21 protein-coding genes, 1 tRNA gene and 1 other RNA gene are annotated in these 21568 nt (G+C 67.1%); 14 read left to right on the top strand and 9 right to left on the bottom strand.

The features are described 5' to 3' along the window. The first annotated feature begins 150 nt into the window (after positions 1-150). A tRNA-Val gene (locus tag MRBLWO12_RS06830) sits at positions 151-223 on the top strand. Between the two features lie 43 nt (positions 224-266). On the opposite strand, the gene MRBLWO12_RS06825 is transcribed toward MRBLWO12_RS06830, so the two are convergent. The 6 genes from MRBLWO12_RS06825 to MRBLWO12_RS06800 form a co-directional block, all read right to left on the bottom strand. Next, positions 267-932, bottom strand: coding sequence for a response regulator transcription factor (locus tag MRBLWO12_RS06825; protein ID WP_363553936.1), 666 nt, complete (start codon positions 930-932; stop codon positions 267-269). After that, positions 929-2122 carry a sensor histidine kinase gene (locus MRBLWO12_RS06820; protein WP_363553934.1) on the bottom strand — a complete coding sequence of 398 codons (1194 nt, stop codon included), beginning with the start codon at positions 2120-2122 and terminating at the stop codon, positions 929-931. The genes MRBLWO12_RS06825 and MRBLWO12_RS06820 overlap by 4 nt, the downstream gene beginning before the upstream one ends. A 16-nt stretch (positions 2123-2138) precedes the next feature. Beyond that, the gene (locus MRBLWO12_RS06815; RefSeq protein WP_363553932.1) at positions 2139-2945 is read right to left on the bottom strand and encodes an ABC transporter permease; all 807 of its coding nucleotides are present in this window, start codon (positions 2943-2945) and stop codon (positions 2139-2141) included. 26 nt (positions 2946-2971) lie between these two features. After that, positions 2972-3880, bottom strand: coding sequence for an ABC transporter ATP-binding protein (locus MRBLWO12_RS06810; protein WP_363553930.1), 909 nt, complete (start codon positions 3878-3880; stop codon positions 2972-2974). A gap of 128 nt (positions 3881-4008) precedes the next feature. Continuing rightward, positions 4009-5358: an FtsX-like permease family protein gene (locus tag MRBLWO12_RS06805; RefSeq protein ID WP_363553928.1), complete on the bottom strand. Its 1350-nt coding sequence runs from the start codon at positions 5356-5358 to the stop codon at positions 4009-4011. Next, positions 5346-5969: an ABC transporter ATP-binding protein gene (locus MRBLWO12_RS06800; RefSeq protein ID WP_363553926.1), complete on the bottom strand. Its 624-nt coding sequence runs from the start codon at positions 5967-5969 to the stop codon at positions 5346-5348. The genes MRBLWO12_RS06805 and MRBLWO12_RS06800 overlap by 13 nt, the downstream gene beginning before the upstream one ends. A gap of 610 nt (positions 5970-6579) precedes the next feature. Between MRBLWO12_RS06800 and MRBLWO12_RS06795 the strand changes: the two genes are divergently transcribed. Both MRBLWO12_RS06795 and MRBLWO12_RS06790 read left to right on the top strand, forming a co-directional pair. Beyond that, a complete protein-coding gene (locus tag MRBLWO12_RS06795) occupies positions 6580-6825 on the top strand; it encodes a hypothetical protein (protein ID WP_363553924.1) in 246 nt (81 codons plus the stop codon). A 49-nt stretch (positions 6826-6874) separates the two neighbouring features. Next, entirely contained in the window at positions 6875-7828 is a 954-nt protein-coding gene (locus MRBLWO12_RS06790) for an L-lactate dehydrogenase (RefSeq protein WP_363553922.1), read from the top strand. A 25-nt stretch (positions 7829-7853) separates the two neighbouring features. Here the strand turns inward: MRBLWO12_RS06790 and MRBLWO12_RS06785 are convergent, their stop codons facing one another. Beyond that, complete coding sequence (locus MRBLWO12_RS06785) at positions 7854-8618, bottom strand: SDR family oxidoreductase (protein ID WP_363553920.1); 765 nt, start codon at positions 8616-8618, stop codon at positions 7854-7856. Positions 8619-8718: 100 nt separating this feature from the next. Between MRBLWO12_RS06785 and MRBLWO12_RS06780 the strand changes: the two genes are divergently transcribed. Next, entirely contained in the window at positions 8719-9555 is an 837-nt protein-coding gene (locus MRBLWO12_RS06780; RefSeq protein ID WP_363553918.1) for a helix-turn-helix transcriptional regulator, read from the top strand. Positions 9556-9567: 12 nt separating this feature from the next. Here the strand turns inward: MRBLWO12_RS06780 and MRBLWO12_RS06775 are convergent, their stop codons facing one another. Beyond that, positions 9568-10416 (bottom strand): aldo/keto reductase, encoded by an 849-nt coding sequence (locus MRBLWO12_RS06775; RefSeq protein WP_363553916.1) that lies wholly within the window; start codon positions 10414-10416, stop codon positions 9568-9570. Between the two features lie 41 nt (positions 10417-10457). Between MRBLWO12_RS06775 and MRBLWO12_RS06770 the strand changes: the two genes are divergently transcribed. From MRBLWO12_RS06770 to MRBLWO12_RS06745, 6 genes are all read left to right on the top strand, one after another. After that, positions 10458-10880: a YchJ family protein gene (locus MRBLWO12_RS06770; RefSeq protein ID WP_363553914.1), complete on the top strand. Its 423-nt coding sequence runs from the start codon at positions 10458-10460 to the stop codon at positions 10878-10880. Between the two features lie 35 nt (positions 10881-10915). Further along, positions 10916-11653, top strand: coding sequence for a zinc ribbon domain-containing protein (locus MRBLWO12_RS06765; RefSeq protein WP_363553912.1), 738 nt, complete (start codon positions 10916-10918; stop codon positions 11651-11653). A gap of 22 nt (positions 11654-11675) precedes the next feature. Further along, on the top strand, positions 11676-13373 hold the full coding sequence (locus tag MRBLWO12_RS06760) for a bifunctional 3'-5' exonuclease/DNA polymerase (RefSeq protein ID WP_363553910.1): 1698 nt from the start codon (positions 11676-11678) through the stop codon (positions 13371-13373). 25 nt (positions 13374-13398) lie between these two features. Next, positions 13399-13781, top strand: an RNA gene (gene rnpB, locus MRBLWO12_RS06755) — RNase P RNA component class A. 434 nt (positions 13782-14215) lie between these two features. Then, positions 14216-14617 carry a GNAT family N-acetyltransferase gene (locus MRBLWO12_RS06750; RefSeq protein WP_363553908.1) on the top strand — a complete coding sequence of 134 codons (402 nt, stop codon included), beginning with the start codon at positions 14216-14218 and terminating at the stop codon, positions 14615-14617. 277 nt (positions 14618-14894) lie between these two features. Next, on the top strand, positions 14895-15119 hold the full coding sequence (locus MRBLWO12_RS06745) for a hypothetical protein (RefSeq protein ID WP_363553906.1): 225 nt from the start codon (positions 14895-14897) through the stop codon (positions 15117-15119). A 105-nt stretch (positions 15120-15224) separates the two neighbouring features. Here the strand turns inward: MRBLWO12_RS06745 and ppgK are convergent, their stop codons facing one another. Continuing rightward, positions 15225-15971, bottom strand: coding sequence for a polyphosphate--glucose phosphotransferase (gene ppgK / locus MRBLWO12_RS06740; RefSeq protein WP_363553904.1), 747 nt, complete (start codon positions 15969-15971; stop codon positions 15225-15227). A 69-nt stretch (positions 15972-16040) separates the two neighbouring features. Between ppgK and MRBLWO12_RS06735 the strand changes: the two genes are divergently transcribed. Genes MRBLWO12_RS06735 through MRBLWO12_RS06720 form a run of 4 tightly spaced genes read left to right on the top strand, consistent with a single transcriptional unit; the run spans position 16041 to position 21550 of the window. Further along, positions 16041-16253 carry an SPOR domain-containing protein gene (locus tag MRBLWO12_RS06735; RefSeq protein ID WP_363553902.1) on the top strand — a complete coding sequence of 71 codons (213 nt, stop codon included), beginning with the start codon at positions 16041-16043 and terminating at the stop codon, positions 16251-16253. A gap of 2 nt (positions 16254-16255) precedes the next feature. Beyond that, positions 16256-17593 carry a glutamine synthetase family protein gene (locus tag MRBLWO12_RS06730; protein WP_363553900.1) on the top strand — a complete coding sequence of 446 codons (1338 nt, stop codon included), beginning with the start codon at positions 16256-16258 and terminating at the stop codon, positions 17591-17593. 7 nt (positions 17594-17600) lie between these two features. Continuing rightward, positions 17601-20579 carry a bifunctional [glutamine synthetase] adenylyltransferase/[glutamine synthetase]-adenylyl-L-tyrosine phosphorylase gene (locus tag MRBLWO12_RS06725; protein WP_363553898.1) on the top strand — a complete coding sequence of 993 codons (2979 nt, stop codon included), beginning with the start codon at positions 17601-17603 and terminating at the stop codon, positions 20577-20579. Between the two features lie 50 nt (positions 20580-20629). Then, on the top strand, positions 20630-21550 hold the full coding sequence (locus MRBLWO12_RS06720; protein ID WP_363553896.1) for a diacylglycerol/lipid kinase family protein: 921 nt from the start codon (positions 20630-20632) through the stop codon (positions 21548-21550). Positions 21551-21568: the final 18 nt, after the last annotated feature.

The raw sequence follows: 21568 nt of genomic DNA, 5'->3' as shown, positions 1-21568 counted from the left end.
GAGCCTTTCGTCAAGCTGGCAGGTCATGCCAATGAAACGGGAAGCGACGCGGGCAGCCTTGTCGGCTGTGCACAACGCGTGCCGCCCTCAGCCTAGCCCTCTTCCACGACACCGTCGCGCACCGGCTGCCCGATAGACTAAGACGCACCAGGGCCTTTAGCTCAGCTGGTAGAGCGCCACGTTTACACCGTGGATGTCGTCGGTTCGATCCCGGCAGGGCCCACTTCATCTTCGATCCTGCGGTGTGCGACGCCTGCGTAGCGACGTCAGAGAACCTTGAGCGTGTGGGCGAGGATGACCGCGTGGACGCGGTCTCGGACGTCCAGCTTCGCGAAGACGCGGTTGATATGTGTCTTCACCGTCGCAGGCGTGAGATGCAGCTGCGCGCTGATCTCGGGGTTGGACAGGCCCGTCGCCATCGCGAGGAAGATGTCGTATTCGCGTGGCGTGAGACGGTCCAGCGGTGGCGGCGGCTGTCTGACTCCTCCTGAGGAGGGGCGGCGTTGCGCGTAGTGGTCGATGAGTATCTTGGTGATGCGCGGCTCGACGACGCCGTCGCCGGCGGCGACCGTACGGACGGCTGCCGTGAGCGTCTCGGGAGGGGTGCTCTTGAGCAGGAATGCGCTCGCACCCGCGTTCAGGCCACCGAAGGCGTACTCGTCGATATCGAAGGTCGTGAAGACGATGACCTTGATGCCAGGATGAGCGGTGGTGATCAGTCGGGTGGCCTCGATACCTCCGATGCCCGGCATCCGCACGTCCATGAGCACGACGTCCGGCAACAGCATCGCCGCCAGGGCGACGGCCTCTTCGCCGCTGGCGGCTTCACCGATGACGTCGACGTCATCGGCACTGTCGAGCACGAGGGCGTTGCCCATGCGCACGAGGGGCTGGTCGTCGGCGACGAGGACGCGGACCTGGGTCGGACTCATGAGGGATCGACCCTGCTTCCGTGGTCGAGGTAGAGGGTTGCTGTCGTGCGCCACCCGCCGGTGGGGAGCTGTCCGCTGCTGGTGGTGCCTTCGTACGCGGCGGCGCGCTCTGCGATGCCCTGCAGTCCTCTGCCACTGCCCTGGCTCGGCGCTCCTGAGGTCGGCGGGTGCCCGTCGTCGGTGACCGTGAGCGAGACCGCTGCCCCGTCGGATTCGAGTCGTACGTCGACTCGCGTGGCTCCTGCGGCGTATCGCAGCGCATTCGTGAGCGCTTCTTGGGAGATGCGGTAGATCGAGGTTGCCAGAGTGGGATCGTCCGGTAGCGCGTTCCCGACGCGGATGAGGCGCACGGGAAGCCCGGCACTGCGGAAGACGTCGACAAGCTCGTCCAGTGTGGGGAGATTGTGGCCGGAACGGTGCAGCGCTTCCGCGAGGTCTGCGTCGTTGTCTCGGAGCAGGTGGAGGATGCGGCGCATGTCGATGAGCGCAGTCCTTCCCACCCCGCCCAGATTCCGCAGAGCGGTTGCGGACCGTTCGGGATGCTTCTCCCACCCCGTCGACGCCCCGTCTGCGAGGGCGATCATGATCGAGATCGAGTGGGCGACGACGTCGTGCATCTCGGCGGTGATCCGGCTGCGCTCGGTGACCCGCGCGTTTTCGAGCTGCTGCTCGAGGAGCGCTGCGACTGCTTCCTGGCGCTGCCGGCGGTTCTTCACGGCCAGTCCGAGCGACAGCCCGACGAGTGCCACAGGGTCGAGCAGCAACGGCGAGAAGGTCTGCCCGTCTGTCAGCCACAGCCCCAGTGCGCTCAGAGCGGGAGCACAGACGCCGATCGCATATCCGAGCACGGTGCGTGGGAAGGAGCGAGTGGCGGCGAGGCTGTAGAGCGCGAACGCGAGCGGGAAGCTCAGTGCCCCGACCCCGGGTGAGATCCACACGCCGACGGCACCGATCAACGCGGTGGCGCAGACCGTGACGAAGGGCGCTCGACGGCGCCAGAGCAACGGTGCGGAGGCGGCGCACGCGATCAGGATGCTGGGCCAGGGAGTGCGCTGCGCGGCCAGCGAGACCGAGAGCAGCGATGACGAGAGGCTGGCGATGACCACCAGCACGTCGATGATGACCGGGCGTTCTCTGACCCAGCGCATCACGGCGTTCTGCGGCCTGCCGAGGTCGGAGGCATCGATCACCGTGCCACCCTACCTGTCACGCGTCGCGCCGCTTGAGCGCGATCGCGGCGGCGGTGAACAGGAGGACCGCCCACGCCGCGAGTACGAGATATCCGCCCCACGGCCCCATCGGATCCGTCCCCTGGGGCGCCAGCAGGAGCGATCCCGCCTGGATCGGGAAGAAGCGGGTGATCTCGGTGCCATACTCCGAGAACATCTGGGGGATCACCGGGACGATGATCAGGAACACGACCGTCGTCAGGACTGACCCGACAACGTTTCTGATGAGTGAGCCGGCCGCGATACCGATGATGCTCAGCGTGGCAAGGTAAAGCCCGGAACCTCCGATCAGACGGAGGGCTTCGGCCCCCTCCAGCTGGTAGCTGTATCCACCTCCGGCGAGGATCGCGGGGGCGATCGCGAAACCGATGCTCGAACTGATCACACCGATGATGAACGACACCGCGGCGATGATCGTCGCCTTCGATACCAGGGCCGGAATGCGCGTGGGTGTCGACAGCAGCGTCGTTCTGATCTGGCCGGACCTGTACTCGTTGGTCACCAGAAGTGCGGCGAGGACCGCGAGGATGACACCGACGTAGCCGGTCTTGTCGACGATCATCTCCGCGTAGGCGTCGTAGTCGGCCTGAGGTGAACCGCGGTCGCGGAACACATACGCCCATGGCATCGCGACCCCGTTCGCGATGAGCAGCAGCAGCGCGAATCCGGCAAGTACGACGTTCGAGGTGAGTCCTCGGAACTTGATCCATTCGGAACGGATCGTCCCGAGGAGGTCGGCATCTCTTCCGGAGGCTGTCATTGGCGCGGTGAGAGTGGTCATCATGGTCTGTTCCTTTCGCAGTTTCTGAGTCAACGCCCGGCGGAGGCGTACTCCACGGCGTCGCGAGTCAGCGCGTTGTAGGCGTCCTCGAGGGTCTGGCGCAGAGGGGTCAACTCCGTCAAGAGGATGTCGACCTCTCGGGCGGCCAGGGCGATCTCCTCCGTGGTGAGCCCGTCGATCTCCAGGATCTCCTTCTCGGAAGAGGTGATGGTCACTGCCGCGTTCGCGATGCGATTGCTCAGCGCCGTCGTGTCCGTGGTACGGACGCGGACTCTGCGGTGACCGCCTTCCGTGAGGGCGTCTATCGGTGAGTCCGCGATGATCTCGCCGCGTCCGATGATGACGACATGGTCCGCGATCAGCGCGAGTTCGCCGAGCAGGTGCGAGGACAGGAAGACGGTGCGGCCCTCGGTCGCGAGCCGGTCCAGCAGGGTGCGCACCCAGGTGACGCCTTCCGGGTCGAGTCCGTTCACCGGCTCGTCGAGGATCAGCGTCGACGGATCGCCCAGAAGTGCAGCGGCGATGCCCAGCCGCTGACCCATGCCCAACGAGAACCCGCCCACTTTCTTCCTCGCGACCGTTGTCAGTCCCGTCGCGTCGAGCACTTCATCGACCCTCGACCTCGGGATGTGGTGGGTGGCGGCGATCGAGTACAGATAGTTCGCCGCCGTGCGGGACTTGTGTGCTGCTTTCGCGTCCAGCAGTGCGCCCACCCGCTGCAGGGGAGCCCGGTATGAGGCGTACGTCTTCCCGTCGATGAGCGCCTGACCCGAGGTCGGCCGGTCGAGGCCGACGATCGAGCGCATCGTGGTCGACTTTCCCGCGCCGTTCGGTCCGAGAAAGCCGGTGACTCTGCCGGGGTGAACCGTGAACGACACATCTCGCACGGCGTAGCGATCCCCATACCGCTTGGTCAGATTCTGAACTTCGATCGTCACTTCGTCTCCTTCGCGTTGCCCTGTCTGGTGGCCTGCTCCCACGTTAGAAATCCGTGGAGCGCGCTCCCACCAACCAGGGGTTGATGTTTCGGGTTCGCGAGCAGATGCCGCTTCCACGACGGCAAGCGCTAGAGCGCTCGGTCCGGTTCACTGAGTACACGTCGCAGTACGGGACGCGTCGCGGTGACTCCCAGCAGCACCAGCACGACGCCGAGAACGATGCACACGATGACGGTCACGATGAACAAGGGTGCGGTGAAGACCGACACCCCCACGATGGGTGCGACCAGCAACGAGGCGGCCACAGCGGGAAAGACCGCGGCCACGAGCAGTGGAACGGAGACGGCTGCCCTGCGAGCGCGTTGCATCACCCGGGTGGGCATGCCCACCCGGTCGAGAGCGATGTACAGAGCGCGGCGCTCGAGCACGGATGCTGCTTGCGTGAGGCCGACGGAGGTCGCCACCAACAGAAAAGACGAGGCGACCGCGGCGACGACGACCGTGCGGATGTCCCCGAAGAAGACCAGCTGTTCAGGTGCCAGGGCCGCCGACCCGTTCTGCACCATGTCCAGGAACCCGAGCACCGACCCGGCCGGAACGGCGATGAAGCTCGCCAGTCCGACCCCGGAGAGCTGTCGCCAGGCGTCCGCAGGGGACTCGAGTGCACCCCGGGCGCCGATCACGTCCTCCGCCGTTCGGGCACGAGCGAGTCGTCTGCGGGCGACTCTTCCGATCAGGAACGGCCCGACGAGGTTGAGCACCGCCATCACCGCCACGAGTACGACGACGATCGCCACGGTGATCCCCACCGCACCCCAGCTCACGGACATGAACTGCAGCAGGATGATCGCCCCGGCGAGCACAGTGGCGCCCGCGAGAAGCCGAGCCCGATGAAGTCGCGGTGCGTTCACCCGCATCCGGACGCCCAGCGGCGAGATGATCACCCGGCGCAGACTCGCGGCAGCGCTGAGGGCAGACACGACCGTCAGGGCGCAGACCAACAGTCCGAGCACGCAGACGGGGAGCCACACCGCATCGAGAAGAGGCGCGTGCCCAGCCACCGGAATCCAGACGAGTGCTGGTGCCAGCGCGGCGTACCCGAACAGACCGAGGATCGCCCCTGCCGCCGCGAGCAGCGATGCTTCGGCCACCGCGATCCCGCGCACCTGACCCGATGATGCTCCGAGCAGACGGAGCACCGCCAGTCGGTCTTCCCGGCGGCGTGCGGACAATCGAGCCGCCGCCGTTCCCAAGGACGCGGTCGGAACCACCAGCACGGCCAGCAGTGCCACCGCCAGGATCTTGTACTGGCCGAAGCCGGCATCGGGTGCGAGCCAGAACAGCCTCGCCAACGCCGCAACCAGATATGTCGCCGCCCCGATGATCGTGAAAGCGACCACGGGCAACACCCATGTGGAGGCGTCGCCGACGAAGGGACGCCACAGCACGGGGAACACCGGAGATCTCACCGGGACCACCGACCACTGTCGATCCGACCGTCGCGAAGCCGCACCACCCGATCGCAGCGCGCAGCCACGTCCTCATCGTGTGTCACCACGACCAACGAGCGCCCCTCGTCGGTGGTAGCGGCGAGAAGCACACCGAGAACGTCCGACGCCGTCCGCGAATCAAGGGCTCCGGTCGGCTCATCCGCGAAGATCACACGAGCCTGGGTCGCCCGTGCTCGGGCGACAGCCACGCGCTGAGCCTGGCCCCCGGAGAGCTGTCCGATCCGCCGGCCGCCCATCCCGTCGAGGCCCAGCTCGATGAGCAGGTTCTCCGCGGTCCGAGTGGCCTCTGTTCGGCTCTCACCGTTCAACAGCAAGGGCAGAGCGACATTCTCCGCAGCGGTCAGCTCCGGAATGAGCATCCCCTGTTGGAAGACGAAGCCGAACTCCGTCAACCTCAGCGCCGAGCGCTCGCGGTCGTTCATCGACGCCACATCCACTGCGCCCCGTGCGGTGCGCAGCATCACCCTGCCGGAGTCAGGGCGAACGATCCCGGCGAGCACGTGAAGGAGCGTGCTCTTGCCTGACCCCGACGGTCCCATGATCGCCACGGACTCGCCGTCGCGGATCGATAACGTCACATCCTGCAATGCAACGGCCGAACCGTACCGGTGCGAGAGGCCGGTGCCCACTATCCGCGCGTGATCGCTCAGTCGGTCGTGTGCACTTCTCTCGCTGATTCCCTCCATGCTGTCCACGGTAGAAACGGCTCCGACAGCGCGCCACCAACCAGGGGTTGATGTTGACGCGGCGTCGGAGGCGATTCTCATGGTCTTCATCCGTGGCCGCCTCCTCGGTCGGGGAGTACCAGGGGTGACTCACCTCAAGGAAGGTTGAAGACCGGATTCTGGCTGGTCTCAGACACTTTCTTGACGTACGCTTTTTCTGCGGAGACTCTGCACAGAGGGTCGAAGCCATGTAGCTGCATGTCTGGGGAGCGTCGTCGAATTGCGGTGCTCTGCGTCTGTTCCGGCGCTCACGAGCGATCGGAACACGCAGATCCGTCGTCGCCTCGACTCCGAACGACCGGGGATGCGCGCGGCGGAGGGGTCGCGTACATTCCGGGAGCGCTACTCGGTGCGCCGTCGCGAGATGTGACGGTGCGCGAAGAGCAGAACAGCACGATGCGTGGATCAGGGGCCGGGTCCGATGAGTAACTGGACCCCCTGAACCCGAGGTTGGTAACCAACAGTGCACGACGACGACATCCGCACGACCAAGGCGGAAGTTCTCCGCATTGCGGCCGATGAGTTCCGTCGAGCAGCTGCGGCCGGTCGAGATCCGGAATCGAACCTCCTGGCCGCTGACCTGCTGGAGCAGCGCGCCGCGCGAATCGCGGCGGGGGAGGATGATCACTCCCGCGTCTCCACCCGGGAGATCGACGCTGAAGCACGCAGCGAGTGCCGACGGCCGGATGAAGGCGTGAGCGCGGACTGATCCTGCTGCGCGCTGGAGTCGGAACGCGCACGACTGCGAGACTGTGGGCATGGAGATCATCGAGAACTCGAAGCTCACCGTCGTCGGCGCGGGAAGTGTGGGGTCCAGCGTCGCGTACGCCGCGTTGATCCGTGGTTCCGCCCGCCACGTCGCGCTGTACGACATCGCGACCGCGAAGGTCGAAGCCGAGGTGCTCGACCTCGCCCACGGCACCCAGTTCACAGGATCGAGCGACATCATCGGCGGCAGCGACATCTCGGTGGTGGCCGGTTCGCACGTTGTCGTCATCACGGCGGGAGCGAAGCAGCGCCCTGGGCAGACGCGCATCGAGCTCGCCGAGGTCAACGCCGGCATCATCCGCTCGATGATGCCGCAGCTGCTCGAGGTCGCACCTCACGCCGTGTATGTCATCGTCACGAATCCGTGCGACGTGCTGACGGTCCTGGCGCAGGAGGAGACCGGGCTTCCGCCCGAGCGGATCTTCGCCTCAGGCACGGTGCTCGACACGTCGCGTTTGCGGTGGAAGCTCGCAGAGCGTGCCGGAGTGTCCACGGCCAGCGTGCATGCGCACATCATCGGCGAGCACGGCGACACCGAGTTCCCGCTGTGGTCGCGCGCCACGATCGGGACCGTGCCGATCCTGGATTGGGAGATGCCGGGCTATCCGCGGATCAGCCGTGACGAGCTCGACGCGATCGCCATCGACGTGCGTGATGCCGCGTACAAGGTGATCCTGGGCAAGGGGGCGACGAACTACGCCATCGGACTGTCGAGCGCGCGCATCGTCGAGGCGATCCTGCGCGATGAGCACGCGGTGATGCCCGTCAGCACGGTCCTGCACGACTTCCATGGGCTCGACGGTGTGGCGCTCTCCGTGCCGTCGATCGTCAGCGCGACCGGTGCCATCCCGATCCGGAACACGACCTTCTCCGACGAGGAGCTGGGGCTCCTGCGTCGTTCCGCCGATGCCCTGGCCGGCGTCGCCGCGTCATTGCGCAGCTGAGTCCGCCCAGGGTGCGACGGAACGGTCAGCTCCTGTGCGGGTCGAGGCGGTTCAGCGTCGCCACCACCTGTGCGTAGTCGCCACGGGCTTCCCCGTACCGGAGGAACTTGACGTTCTCGACCTGGATCTCGGTGGCGTCCGGTTGCGTCTCGATCAACTCGACGACCTCGCCGACGAAGTCGTCGAGCGGCATCGCGAACGCACTTTCCTCCTGTCCTGGCAGCAATGACGTGCGCACTGCCGGCGGTTCGAGCTCGACCACCTTCACGCTGGATCCGGCGAGCTGGAGACGGAGCGAGTCGCTCAGCATGTGGATCGCGGCCTTGCTGGCGTTGTAGCTGGGCGTGGCGCGCAACGGTGCGAAGGCGAGGCCGGAGGAGACGGTCATGATCGTGGCATCCGGGACGCTGCGCAGATGCTCGATGAAGGCGCCGATGAGCCGGATCGGCCCCAGCACGTTGGTGACGATGGTCTGCTCCGCCGTGTCGAGGAAGCCGGATGGAGACGACCAGTCCTCGACGCGCATGATGCCCGCCATCGTGATGATCACGTTCAGGTCCGGATGCGCGTCGATCACCTCGCGGGCGGCGGTCGCGATGCTGGCGGCATCGGTCGTGTCGATCTGCACCGTGAGCAGGCCGGAGCCCTCCGTGGCGATCGTCTCGAGCAGCTCGGTACGGCGTCCGCCCACGATGACGGTGTTGCCCTTCGTGCGGAGCTGACGAGCCAGGGCGAGTCCGATTCCGCTGGTCGCCCCCGGGATGAAGATGGTGTTTCCGCTGATGTTCATGCATCCACTCTGTGGCGACGGTGTGCATCGCTCCAGAGAGCACCGATCCCGGGACCGGCCGTCCCTGGATCGACCGCGCGGCCCGGGAGATACTGCAGGAATGGATCGAGAAGCACTGGCCGAGTTCCTGCTCCGGCGTCGTGAGGCGCTTAGTCCGTCCGACGTGGGTCTGGGCGCCGGCGCTCGGCGTCGCACGGTCGGGTTGCGCCGAGAGGAGGTCGCACAGCTGGCCGCGATGTCGACCGACTACTATACGCGCCTCGAGCAGCGGCGCGGGCCCCAGCCGAGCGGTCAGATCCTGGCCTCGATCGCGCGCGCATTGCGACTGACAGCCGACGAACGCGACTACCTGTATCGCGTCTGCGGCCACAGCGCCCCCGACCGCGCCGGCGCCACCGACTACGTGCGTCCCGGCATCCTCCGGGTGCTCGACCGGCTGCACGACACCCCTGCCTTCGTGGTCTCGGTGCTCGATGAGGTGCTGGTGCAGAACGACGCCGCACGTGCTCTGCTCGGCGATGCCAGTGGGCTCGCCGGTCTCGAGCGGAGCGGCATCTACCGCTGGTTCGCGCACCCGGAGCAGGAACGCCGTCGGTACCCGGAGGAGGATCACGCGCGTCAGAGCCGTGCGCTGGTCGCCTCCCTGCGTGCGGCGCACGGCGTCCTCGGCGCCCGCTCGCGCGCAGGGGAGATCGCGAAGGAGCTCGCCGCGCGCAGCGCGGAGTTCGCCGAGCTGTGGAGCATCCACGAGGTCGCCCGTCGGTTCGAGCAGCACAAGGTGATGATCCACCCCGAGCTCGGGGCGATCGAGGTCGACTGTCAGGCGCTCTTCACGGAAGATGAGTCCCAGGCGCTCATCGTCCTCACTGCGGCCCCGGGAAGCGAGGCGGCGAGCAAGCTCGAGCTCCTGCGTGTGATCGGAACCCAGGTCGTGTGAGCGCTTCCCGTCTCAGGACTCCTCGTGCGTGCGGGGATCGGCCCCGAACAGGCGTCCATCCGCACGACCGAGCGCGGTGATCGCCGCGACCTCTGCGTCGTCGAGCACCACTTCGGCGGCGGCCAGGTTGGCGATCTGATGCTCGAGTGACGATGCCTTCGGGATCGACACGGTGCCTCGGGCGACGTGCCACGCCAGTACGGTCTGCGCCGGCGTGATGTCGTGCGACGCGGCTACCTCGATGATCACGGATTCGTCCAGCAGCGCCCGCGCGCGACCGAGCGGGCTCCACGCCTCGGTGAGGATGCCCTGTTCACGGTGATAGGCGATCTGCTCCTCCTGCGGGAAGAACGGGTGGACCTCGATCTGGTTCACGACCGGTCGCACGCCCGTCTCCTCCTCGATGCGCTCCAGGTGCTCAGGCAGGAAGTTCGAGACGCCGATCTGCCGCACGACTCCCCGAGCTTGCGCGTCGACCAGCGCCGCCCACGCCTGCACGTACTCGTCCTGGCTCGGGTTCGGCCAATGGATCAGATGCAGATCGGTGATGTCGAGCCCGAGGCGGGAACGGCTCTCCTCGATGCTCGTGCGTGCCTTCTCGGAGGGGTGGTGGCGACCGGGCAGCTTGGTCGTCACGATGATCTCGTCACGGGCGATGTCGGACTCGGCGACGCCGCGCCCGACGGAGCCCTCGTTCTCGTAGTTGAAGGCGGAGTCGACCAGTCGGTAGCCCGCGCCGATCGCGCCGGCGACGGCGGCCGCGCCGGCATCGCCATTCAGGGCGTACGTGCCCAGACCGATCGCCGGGAGGGCGAAGCCGTTGTGGGCGGTGAACGAGGGGATGACGGGCTGAGTGCTCACGATGCTCCTTCTGACGTGTGCCCTCAGCGTACGCTGGGGCGGTGACGACGAACGGCCGCGTTGCGGCACATGACGAGGCCCCGGACGATGCTGCGCGCTGCCCGTGCGACTCGGGCGATCTGTTCGGCACCTGCTGCGCTCCGCTGCTGCGCGGAGCCGCTGCGCCGACCGCAGAACGGCTGATGCGCTCGCGCTACACCGCGTTCGCGGTCGCGGATGCGGGCTATCTGCGAGCCTCCTGGCATCCCTCGACGCGGCCTCGAACCCTCGATCTCGAGCCTGACCTCGAGTGGCGACGACTGGTGATCCTCGACCGTGAGGGCGGCGGACCGTTCGACCAGGAAGGCGTCGTGGAGTTCGAGGCGCACTGGCGACAGGGAGAGAATCGCGGGTCGCTGCGCGAGCGCAGCCGCTTCGTGCGGGAGGATCGGCACTGGCTCTATCTCGACGGCGATGTGGAGTGATGGGCCAGAGGCATCCCAGAGGATAGATTGGGACAGTGAACTCCAGCCCTGAGAAACAGCGCATCCTGCTCGACATCGCCGACCTGGATCGGCGGATCGCGCAGGCGGAGCGTGCCCGCACCACCCCTCCGCAGGGACCGCGCATCACCGAGCTCGTCGCTCAGCGTCAGGACCAGCTCCGCGAGCTGACCGCCCTGACCGGAACGCGTGACGATGCGCGCACCGAGCTCACCCGGCTGGAGTCCGACGTGTCGCTCGTGGAGCAGCGCCGCGCACGTGATGCCGCACGCCTCGCAACAGCGACCAACGCGAAGGAGGCGCAGGCTCTCGAGCACGAGCTGGCAAGCCTCGCGAAACGTCAGAGCGACCTGGAAGACGCGGAGCTCGACATCATGGGCCGTCTGGAAGAGGCGGATGCCGCCGTCGCCGCGCAGCAGGCGCTGATCGACACCACCACGGCGGAAGGCACAGCGCTCACCACGCAGGCGAAGGCCGACGTCGCCGCCGCGACCGACCTCATCGCGCAGCTCGGGCGTGACCGCGCCGCCATCAGCGCGGGCGTTCCGGACGACCTGCTCGCCGAGTACATCCGCCGCGCGGCCAACAGCGCCGGCGCCGCGCTCCTCACCCGAGGCACGTGTGAGGGCTGCCGCATCGTGCTGCCCGGGACCGATCTGAACGACATCCGCCGCGCGGCCGAGGACGCAGTCCTCTTCTGCCCGGAGTGCGGCTGCATCCTCGTGCGCACCGAGGAGTCTGGCATCTCCGCATGAGCGGGGCACGCGCACGACGACGATGAGTGCACCGTCGCCCTCTGAGCGGCGCATCGCCCTCATCTCGATCGGCGCAGGCCACCACGTCGCCGTCGAGCTCGATGACGCCGACGGGGAACTGTCCAGGATCACACTCACCGGGGCCGAGCTCGCCGCGTGGGTAGGCGAAGCCGAAGCATCCGACACCCCGCGGTGGATCATCCGAAGTGCGCGGGAGATCTATGCGTTCCTGCTCGCCGAGAACGTCCACATCGCCCGCTCGCATGATCTGCTTCTGTGTCACGCGATCCTGCGCGACACCGCAGCCGTCGCCTCGCCGCTCGCGCCATCGGCCGCCTGGGAACGGAAAGAGCCGACCGATGCCGCACCCGCCTTGTTCGATGTATTCGACGACGAGCGGGGTGAAGATCCGGTCGCTGACGTACTCGAGCAGTTCCGAGCGCAGCGACGCGTGATGAGCGCCGCCGCTGACGGTCGGCTCACCCTGCTCTGCGCCGCGGAATCCGCGGGCGGCCTGATCGCGGAGGAGATGAGGGCCGCCGGGCTCCCGTGGAATGAGCAGGTGCACGATCGGATCCTCACCGACACGCTCGGCACACGGCCGATGGCCGGAGGCCTCCCACGCCGGATGGTCGAGCTCGGCGATCAGGTGAGGGAGGTCCTCGGCGACCCGAACCTCTACTTGGACAGCCAACAGAAGCTGCTGCGGGCCCTGCATCGCGTCGGGGTGCAGGTCGAGTCCACGAGCAAGTGGGAGCTGGCTCAGCACGAGCATCCGGTCGTCGAGCCGCTTCTTGCCTACAAGAAGCTGTCGCGGCTGCTGAGTGCGAACGGCTGGGCGTGGCTTGCGGAGTGGGTGCACGATGGCCGCTTCCGGCCGGTGTACATCCCCGGCGGGGTCGTCACGGGGCGCTGGGCTTCGGCCGGCGGGGGAGCGCTGCAGCTGCCGCGCAGTCTCCGCCCGGCTGTGCACGCGGATCCGGGATGGACGCTCGTGGTCGCTGACGTCGCACAGCTCGAGCCGCGCATGCTTGCGGCCATGGCCGCGGATGAGGCCATGGCGCGCGCCGCGCAGGGCCGTGACCTTTACGAGGGAGTCGTCGAGTCCGGAGCAGTGGGCACGCGCGAGGAGGCGAAGTATGCGGTCCTCGGCGCGATGTACGGGGCGACGACCGGCGACAGCGGACGCCTGGTGCCGCGGCTGCGCAAGGTGTACCCGCGCGCCATGGCGCTCGTCGATGCGGCAGCGCGTACGGGGGAGGACGGCGGGATCGTGTCGACCTGGCTCGGTCGCTCGTCGCCGCGCCCGTCGGATGAGTGGATGCGGCTGCAGTCCGAGGCGACCTCGGCAGATGCCGACCCTGCTGTGGTCGCGCTCGCGCGGCGGCGGGCCAGGGACTGGGGGCGGTTCACGCGTAACTTCGTCGTGCAGGGAACCGCCGCGGAGTGGTCGCTCATCTGGCTGGCGGAGATCCGTCATCGGCTGCGGCAGTTCGATGAGACGTTCGCCGCCGCGGAGGCGTCGGGACCCTTCGCCCGAATGCCGCATCTCGCCTTCTTCCTGCACGACGAGGTGATCCTGCATGTTCCGGAGCAGCACGCGGAGGCGGCGGCCGACGCGGTGACGGAGGCCGCTGCCACCGCGACACGGCGACTGTTCGGCAACTTCCCGATCGATGTGCCGCTCGATCTGCGAATCGCGATGTCCGCCGACAAGTAGTCGCGCCGTAGACTGGACCCGCGAATGGGTCGACTGGACGGTCGCGTGGCGGGCAACCGCACCGAGGAACGTCCGGGCTCCACAGGGCAGGGCGGTGGGTAACACCCACCCGGAGCAATCCGCGAGACAGTGCCACAGAGAGTAGACCGCCCTTCGGTTCCCTGAGCTTGTCGAAGGGCCCGAAGGGTAAGGGTGAAAGGGTGGTGTAAGAGACCACCGGGGGTCATGGTGACATGACCCGCCAGGTAAACCTCGTCCGGAGCAAGGTCAGACAGAGGATGTTGACGCGGCTCGCCGAGTCCTCGGGTAGACCGCTGGAGCGGCACGGCAACGTGTCGCCGAGAGAGATGGCCGTCGAAGGGGCGAAGAACCCCGGAACAGAACCCGGCGTACAGGTCGGCCCATTCGCAATAGGGCGGCTGATCAGGGATTCCTTGGTCAGCCGCTCGTCTTGGTCCGCGGGGTGTCAACCGCGATCGCCCAGACGTGCTTTGAATGGCCCACTCGTTCGGCCAGGTTGCCACCCGCCTGGTAGGCGCCCTATGCCCGCTACTGGCCCGCAAGATCGCGGTACCCGTCGTTGACAGGGTGCGGCTCCAGCCGGCCAATGCCGGAGGCGCCTGCCCGATCACCGGCCCCGCGGCTACGGCTACGATGGCCGCGTTGGCGGCAGCTGAGAGGAACTTGCGTCGGGATGGTGAGGCGCGTTCGGGTGGTGATGGAGCGACCTCTAGCCCAGTGACATCCATGATGATGCCAGGCGGAGGCGCACCTAGTTTCGTCCGTGGAGCACGTCCATGTCTTCGATCTCTCTCGATCGAGGGAAACGCTAGGCTCCTGACGTGATCCTGTCGCTCAGCCCGCCTTCAGCAGCGGAGTTCAAGGCGCTCTACGACGAGACAGGGTGGGCGGACTTCCCGCTGTCGAAGTTCGAATCCGCCCTCGCCGGATCCTGGATCGTCAGCACGGCACGCGATAGCGATGGAGCGGTGATCGGTATGGGACGACTGATCAGCGACGGCGCCCTCCATGCTTTCGTGGCAGAAATGTTGGTCACCGAGCGAGCACGCGGTCACGGCGCTGGAGCCCGGATCCTTGAAACGCTCATCGCAGAGGCGAAAGCGCGAGGCGTGAACGACATTCAGCTGTTCGCCGCTCGCGGCCGCACTGGATTCTATGAAAGAAACGGTTTCATCCGTCGCCCTGCCGATGGGCCAGGTATGGACCTATCGGATATCGAGTAGATCGCCAGACTCTCTCACTAGTCGTCGGCGAGGATCAGGGCCACCGTCGGTATCGCTGGGGACTCAGCCGACTCGTCGTGGTCCCACAGCACGACGTGCTCTCATCATGCGGGGTGCAACCAACAGGCCGCTGTGCCCGGCATCCGTATCGATCGGCCCCGTGTCCGATATCCCTGCCGTTTCCTGCACGGCGTCTATTTCCCTAGAATGAGGGGTAACTAGGCAGGCTAGGGATTTCGAGTCGCCAGTGTCGCTATTCGATCCGGGGGCAACACGCATGGCTCAAGTCGATCGGGCCGCCAAGGCGCAGATACTTCGTGATTCGGCGGAGGAGTTTCGCCAGAAAGCCGAGGGTGGGGTCGATTCTCAGCTCAACACGGTCGCGGCAGACTTGCTCGAGCGGCGGGCGGCGCGTATCGCCGTTGGTGAGGACGACAACTCTCTCGTGAATCTTCGAGACGAAGTCACAGGCAAAACTGATCCTGAGGCGTCGCTGGCGTAGCCAGCCTCGCCTCAGACGACGAAGGACCCGACGACCGCAGAGTCGTCGGGTCCTTCTCTTGTACGGGTCTCTGGACCGGTCGAAGGGCCCTGAGCGTCGTGGGTGTCAGTCGCCGGCGAGGGACGCCGCGCCGATGATCCCCGAGTTGTTGCGGTGGATCGCCGGGACGATCGGCGTCTTGAGCTCGAGCAGCGGGAGGAAGTCGCCGGCGTTCTTCGACACGCCGCCACCGACCACGAACAGGTCGGGGCTGAAGAGGAACTCGATGTGCGAGTAGAACGCCTGCAGACGCTCTGCCCATGCGGCCCAGCTGAGGCCCTCGCGCTCGCGCGCCGAGGTCGCGGCCCACTGCTCGACGGACTCATAGGTGCCGTACTGCAGGTGACCGAGCTCCGTGTTGGGCAGCAGCACGCCGTCATAGAGGAAGGCGGAGCCGATGCCGGTGCCGAGCGTGGTCAGCAGCGTGAGACCGCGGACATCCCTGGCGGCACCGTGACGCGACTCCGCGACTCCGGCGGCATCCGCATCGTTCACGAAGACGATGTTGCGACCGAGGCCGTCGCGGAAGAAGCGCTCGGCGTCAAAGTCCACCCACTCCTTCGACACGTTCGCGGCCGACAGCGTCTTGCCGCGCTTGACGATCGCCGGGAAGGCGACGCCGAGCGGAAGGGTCGAGTCGTGCACGTCGAGGGTCTTGAGCACCGTCTTCACGGCCTCGAGCACGTCCTGAGGGGATGCGCCCGTGGGAGTAGGGACACGCACACGATCCGATTCCATCGTGCCGTGCGTGAGGTCGACGATTCCAGCCTTGATTCCCGTACCGCCGATGTCGACGCCGATCGCTTTTGCCATGGGCGATAGCTTAGCGACCACGGCGTACGCCAGTAGGATCGGAGTCACCACGTGAAGGAGGGACGGAACATGTCTGACGGTGATGACAAGTACTGGTACAACTCGGAGACCGGGCAGGTCGAGTTCGGCATGATCTCGCCGTCCGCCGACCGAGTCGGTCCGTTCGACACGGCAGCCGAGGCCGCCCGTGCGCCCGAGGTCTTGAAGGAGCGTGCGCGCGCCTGGGCAGAGGAAGAAGCAGTCGAACAGGGCTGGGACGCGAAGGGCCAGGGCACAGAGTAGCCATGGACAAGCAGAGGGATTTCGTCCTCCGGACGATCGAAGAGCGCGGCGTCAAGTTCGTGCGACTGTGGTTCACCGATGTGATCGGAACCCTCAAGTCGGTCGCGATCGCGCCGGCCGAGGTGGAGGGTGCCTTCGCAGAGGGCATCGGTTTCGACGGTTCAGCGATCGAGGGACTGACGCGCAGCTACGAGTCGGACCTGTTGGCGCAGCCCGACCCCACGACATTCCAGACGCTCCCGTGGCGCGGTGAGATCGATCCGACCGCACGCATGTTCTGCGATCTGACGACGCCCGACGGCCAGCCAGCGGTCGCAGACCCGCGCCATGTGCTCAAGCGCACGCTGGCGAAGGCCGCAGACGCCGGATTCACCTTCTACACGCATCCCGAGATCGAGTTCTACCTCCTGAAGTCGTCGTCGTACGGCCCCGAGGGCCCGATCCCGGTGGACTCCGCCGGCTACTTCGACAACGTCCCTGGTGGCACGGCTCACGACTTCCGTCGGCGCTCGGTGCGCATGCTCGAGGACCTCGGCATCTCGGTTGAGTTCAGTCACCACGAGGGCGGTCCGGGTCAGAACGAGATCGATCTGCGTTACGCCGACGCTCTGACGACGGCGGACAACGTCATGACCTTCCGCACCGTGATCAAGGAGGTGGCGATCGAGCAGGGTGTCTACGCGACGTTCATGCCGAAGCCGCTCAGCGGTCACCCCGGCAGCGGGATGCACACGCACATGTCGCTCTTCGAGGGCGATCAGAACGCCTTCTACGAAGAGGGTGCCAAGTACCAGCTCTCCAAGACGGGACGGCACTTCATCGCGGGGCTGCTCAAGCACGCGAACGAGATCTCCGCGGTGACGAATCAGTTCGTCAACTCCTACAAGCGTCTCTGGGGCGGCGACGAGGCTCCCAGCTTCGTCACGTGGGGCCACAACAACCGCTCGGCACTCGTGCGCGTTCCGATGTACAAGCCGAACAAGGGGCAGTCCTCGCGTGTCGAGTACCGCGCCCTGGACTCCGCAGCGAACCCGTACCTCGCCTACGCCCTCATGCTCGCCGCCGGTCTCAAGGGCATCGAGGAAGGCTACGAGCTTCCCCCCGAAGCCGAGGACAACGTGTGGTCGCTCAGCGACGCAGAACGTCGTGCGCTCGGATACTCCTCGCTCCCGGCGAGCCTCGATCACGCCCTCGAGTACATGGAGGAGTCGGAGCTCGTCGCCGAGACGCTGGGGGAGCAGGTGTTCAACTATGTGCTGCTCAACAAGCGCAAGGAGTGGGAGGCCTACCGTGGTCAGGTCACTCCGCTGGAGCTGAAGAACAACCTCGAGCTGCTCTGAGTCGCGCATGGCCCGTCCGGACGACTCCGTCTCGCTTTCCGCGCTGGCCAGGCTCGGTTTCTCGGAGCTGAGCGAGGCGGCCGCAGAACTCGCCGAGCTCTCCGCGATCCTCGACGTCTCGCGCTCCGAGATCCTCGATGGTGCGGCGGGGGCGCCGGATGCCGATGCGGCGGTGCGCGGAATGCTGCGCGTCGCGCGTCGTGACCCGCTGCCCCTGAAGCGGCTGCTCACCGTCGAGGAGGAGCGACGACGGGTGTGGCGTGTCCTCGGGGCATCAGAGGGCCTGGCGGACTTCTTCCTGCGTCACCCTGACCGGTTGTCGGTGCTGAGTGGGCCGATCGACACGCTGCCGTCCTCGGCAGATCTGCGCGAGAGCATGCTCTCGGCCGTCGGCACTGTCGACGGGTTCGCGTCCTCCGGCGAGGACTCCGCGGTCGTCGCGCTGCGCGTCGCCTATCGGGCGAGCCTGGCTCGGATCGCCGCCTTCGACCTGACGCACCCGTCGCCCACCACGGTCGTCGGCCCGGTGGCGGCAGCCCTCGCGGATGCGGCGGGAGCGGCGCTCGAGGCCTCTCTCGCGGTCGCACGTGCTCGGCTGGAGGGCTCGGCCCCGCGGGAGCAGGTCGCGGCGACGCGGCTCTCGATCATCGGCATGGGCAAGTCCGGCGCCCGCGAGTTGAACTACGTGAGCGACGTCGACGTCATCTTCGTCGGTGGCACGGCCGACGAAGAGGTGGTCAGCGAAGCACGGGCGATCGACATCGCGACCCGCCTGGCGCGCGAGACCATGCGCGGGCTCAGTGGGATCGAAGTGGAACCGCCGCTGTGGGAGGTCGATGCGGCGCTCCGGCCCGAGGGCAAGCAGGGAGCGCTGGTGCGTTCGCTCACATCGCATCTGGCGTACTACGACCGCTGGGCGAAGAGCTGGGAGTTCCAGGCGCTGCTGAAGGCGCGCCCTCTCGCCGGCGACCCCGAACTCGGCGACGACTACATCGCTGCGGTACAGCCGAAGATCTGGTCGAGCGCCGCCCGCACGGACTTCGTCGACAGCGTCCAGCGCATGCGAGAGCGCGTGATGGAGCACATCGACCCGGAGGACGTCCCGTACCAGATCAAGCTCGGCGCCGGCGGGATCCGCGACATCGAGTTCACCGTGCAGCTGCTGCAGCTCGTGCACGGGCTCACCGACCCCACGCTGCGCACGCGCGGCACCCTGGAGAGCCTGGATGCGCTGGTCGCCGGTGGCTACATCGGTCGTGTGGAGGCGGCGGCGTTCGCGCAGGACTACTGCATCCTGCGCCTGATGGAGCACCGGCTGCAGCTGCGCGAACTCAGCCGGACCCACCTGATGCCGCGCACGCCCGCGGGGCTTCGGGTGCTCGCTCGCAGCACCGGACTGGCCGACACAGGCGACGGTATCTGGGCGCGGTGGGAGACGGTTCGCCGCGAGGTCCGCGAGATACATACCCGCCTCTTCTACCGTCCGCTGCTCAGCGCCGTGGCGGCATTGCCCGAGGAAGAGCGCACGCTCTCGGCAGCTCAGGCGCACGACCGTCTCGCCGCGATCGGTTTCCGTGACCCGGCCGGCGCGCTGCGTCACATCGGCGCCCTCACGACGGGACTCAGTCGCAAGGCGACCATCCAGCGGCATCTGATGCCGATCATGGTGCGCTGGTTCGCCGATGGCAGCGACCCTGACTACGGACTGATCGCGTTCCGTCGCATCAGTGAACGCCTCGGCGACACTCCCTGGTTCCTGCGCATGCTGCGGGACTCCTCCGGGGCCGCCGAGAGCCTGACCCGCCTGCTGTCATCGTCTCGCTACATCGGCGAGCTGATGGAGTGGATCCCGGAGTCGGTCGCCTGGCTGGACAGCACCGATCTGCTCCGCCCTCGCGGCGCAGTCGCGCTCGATGAAGAGGCACGTGCCATCCAGACGCGGCACGAGACCGTCGGCGACGCGCTCCGAGCGGTCAGGGCGAACCGGCGCCGTGAGCTCCTGCGCACCGCGATGGGGGCCGTTCTCGACGTGGTGACCATCGAGGAGATCGCGACCGCCCTCACGGAGATCACCGAGACGACGATCCAGGCGGCGCTGAGGGCCGTCTTCCGCGAAGTCGTCCCGCCCGAGGACGAGGCGCTGGACTTCGCCGTCATCGGCATGGGGCGTTTCGGTGGTGCCGAGCTCGGATTCGGATCGGATGCCGACATCCTCTACGTGTACGACGCGAACGGCGTGGATCCGCAGCGCGCACAGACACTGGCCACCCAGATCGTCACGCGCCTTCGCGAGCACCTGACCGACCATCGTCTTCCGCTCGACCTCGACGCCGATCTACGGCCGGAGGGGCGCAGCGGCCCCGTGGTGCGATCGATCGAGGCGTATACGGCCTATTACCGCCGATGGTCGCTCTCGTGGGAGGCGCAGGCGCTGCTGCGCGGACGCGGCGTTGCCGGCAGCGGCAAGCTGATCGAGAAGTTCACGGAGCTCGCCGATTCGATCCGCTACCCCGAGACCGTCGACCAGCAGGGACTGCGCGAGATCAAGCGCATCAAAGCCCGTGTCGAGGGGGAGCGGCTGCCCCAGGGTGCGGATCCGAGAAGGCACCTCAAGCTCGGCCCGGGAACGCTGAGCGATGTCGAGTGGCTGGTCCAGCTCTTGCAGCTGCAGCATGCCCACGACATCCCGGGGATGCGGACGACCTCCACGATCGCGGCATTGGACGCGGCAGTGGCGGCGGATCTGGTCGATGAGGCCTCGGCCGAGCGATTGCGCGACGCGTGGCGGCTGGCGAGCAGACTGCGGTCGGCGATCACCCTGCTCACGGGGCAGACGACGGATGTGCTGCCCTCAGATCGCCGTGAGCTCGACGCGATCGGGCGTCTCCTCGGCTACCCGGATCGGTCGGCCACCGAGTTGGAAGAGGACTACCTCGGTGTCACCCGACGGGCGCGCAAGGCGTTCGAGCACCTGTTCTACGGGTGACCATCGCGGGTCGAGTTGCAGTATCAGTCGTCGTCGCCCAAGCTGGCGCTATGACCCACGCGCGCATCGGCATCGTCTGGAATCCATCGAAGGTCGAACAGGACGTTCTGAAGGATGCCGTGAGCGGTGTCTTCGGCGATGAGCAGGACATCCGCTGGTGGGAGACCACTCCGGAGGATCCCGGCCGAGGGATGGCCAAAGAGGCGTTGGATGACGGTCGTGACATCGTGATCGCCGTGGGCGGTGACGGGACAGTCCGTGCGGTGGCGGAGTCGCTCGCGGGCTCGGCCACCGCTCTCGGCATCGTGCCGCAGGGCACAGGCAACCTTCTCGCCCGTAACCTCGAGGTGCCGTTGAACAACGTCACAGCGGCGCTCGAGCGCGTGCGCGACGGGGAGCCGCGGCGGATCGACCTGGGGTGGGTGTCGTATGACGGCGCCGAGCACGCCTTCGCCGTGATGGTGGGGTTCGGGATCGACGCGCAGATGCTCGTCGAGACCGATGACGATCTGAAGTCCAAGGCCGGCTGGCTCGCCTATGTCGAGGCCATGGGCCGAGCACTGGCGGGCACGGAGATGACCGACATCACGGTGTCGGTCGACGGTGAGAACCCCGTCGCGGTGCGCGGTCACACCATGTTGATCGGCAACTGCGGCATGGTGCAGGGCGGCATCCGCCTGCTGCCGGACGCGGTGCTCGACGACGGCAAGCTCGATGTGCTGATGGTCAGCGCCGACGGTCCCCTGCAGTGGCTCGACACCTTCCGGTCGTTCGTCTGGGACAACGGCATCCGCCGGTTCTTCGCCGGAGACGATGAGGCCGTCAGCACGGAGTCGGCTCAGCACATCGCCGTCGAGGCGATCTCAGTGGAGCTGGAGACCCCGCTCGTGTTCGAGATCGACGGCGAGGAGATGGGCGAGGTCACCTCATTCGATGTGCGTGTCGATGCGGGTGCTCTGCTCGTTCGCTGATCCTCTCAGCCCGGCCCG

It is taken from the genome of Microbacterium sp. LWO12-1.2 (assembly GCF_040675875.1).
Taxonomy (GTDB): domain Bacteria; phylum Actinomycetota; class Actinomycetes; order Actinomycetales; family Microbacteriaceae; genus Microbacterium.
The sequence above is the reverse complement of the archived record's forward strand: the minus strand, read 5'-3'. Positions and strand labels throughout refer to the sequence as shown.

What these genes read in the sequence shown, in the direction of transcription:
- MRBLWO12_RS06735 (WP_363553902.1), top strand. Translation starts at nt 16,041, where the DNA reads ATGTCTGACGGTGATGACAAGTACTGGTACAACTCGGAGACCGGGCAG.
- MRBLWO12_RS06785 (WP_363553920.1), bottom strand. Translation starts at nt 8,618, where the DNA reads ATGAACATCAGCGGAAACACCATCTTCATCCCGGGGGCGACCAGCGGA.
- MRBLWO12_RS06760 (WP_363553910.1), top strand. Translation starts at nt 11,676, where the DNA reads ATGAGTGCACCGTCGCCCTCTGAGCGGCGCATCGCCCTCATCTCGATC.
- MRBLWO12_RS06745 (WP_363553906.1), top strand. Translation starts at nt 14,895, where the DNA reads ATGGCTCAAGTCGATCGGGCCGCCAAGGCGCAGATACTTCGTGATTCG.
- MRBLWO12_RS06780 (WP_363553918.1), top strand. Translation starts at nt 8,719, where the DNA reads ATGGATCGAGAAGCACTGGCCGAGTTCCTGCTCCGGCGTCGTGAGGCG.
- MRBLWO12_RS06720 (WP_363553896.1), top strand. Translation starts at nt 20,630, where the DNA reads ATGACCCACGCGCGCATCGGCATCGTCTGGAATCCATCGAAGGTCGAA.
- ppgK (WP_363553904.1), bottom strand. Translation starts at nt 15,971, where the DNA reads ATGGCAAAAGCGATCGGCGTCGACATCGGCGGTACGGGAATCAAGGCT.
- MRBLWO12_RS06790 (WP_363553922.1), top strand. Translation starts at nt 6,875, where the DNA reads ATGGAGATCATCGAGAACTCGAAGCTCACCGTCGTCGGCGCGGGAAGT.
- MRBLWO12_RS06825 (WP_363553936.1), bottom strand. Translation starts at nt 932, where the DNA reads ATGAGTCCGACCCAGGTCCGCGTCCTCGTCGCCGACGACCAGCCCCTC.
- MRBLWO12_RS06730 (WP_363553900.1), top strand. Translation starts at nt 16,256, where the DNA reads ATGGACAAGCAGAGGGATTTCGTCCTCCGGACGATCGAAGAGCGCGGC.
- MRBLWO12_RS06815 (WP_363553932.1), bottom strand. Translation starts at nt 2,945, where the DNA reads ATGATGACCACTCTCACCGCGCCAATGACAGCCTCCGGAAGAGATGCC.
- MRBLWO12_RS06725 (WP_363553898.1), top strand. Translation starts at nt 17,601, where the DNA reads ATGGCCCGTCCGGACGACTCCGTCTCGCTTTCCGCGCTGGCCAGGCTC.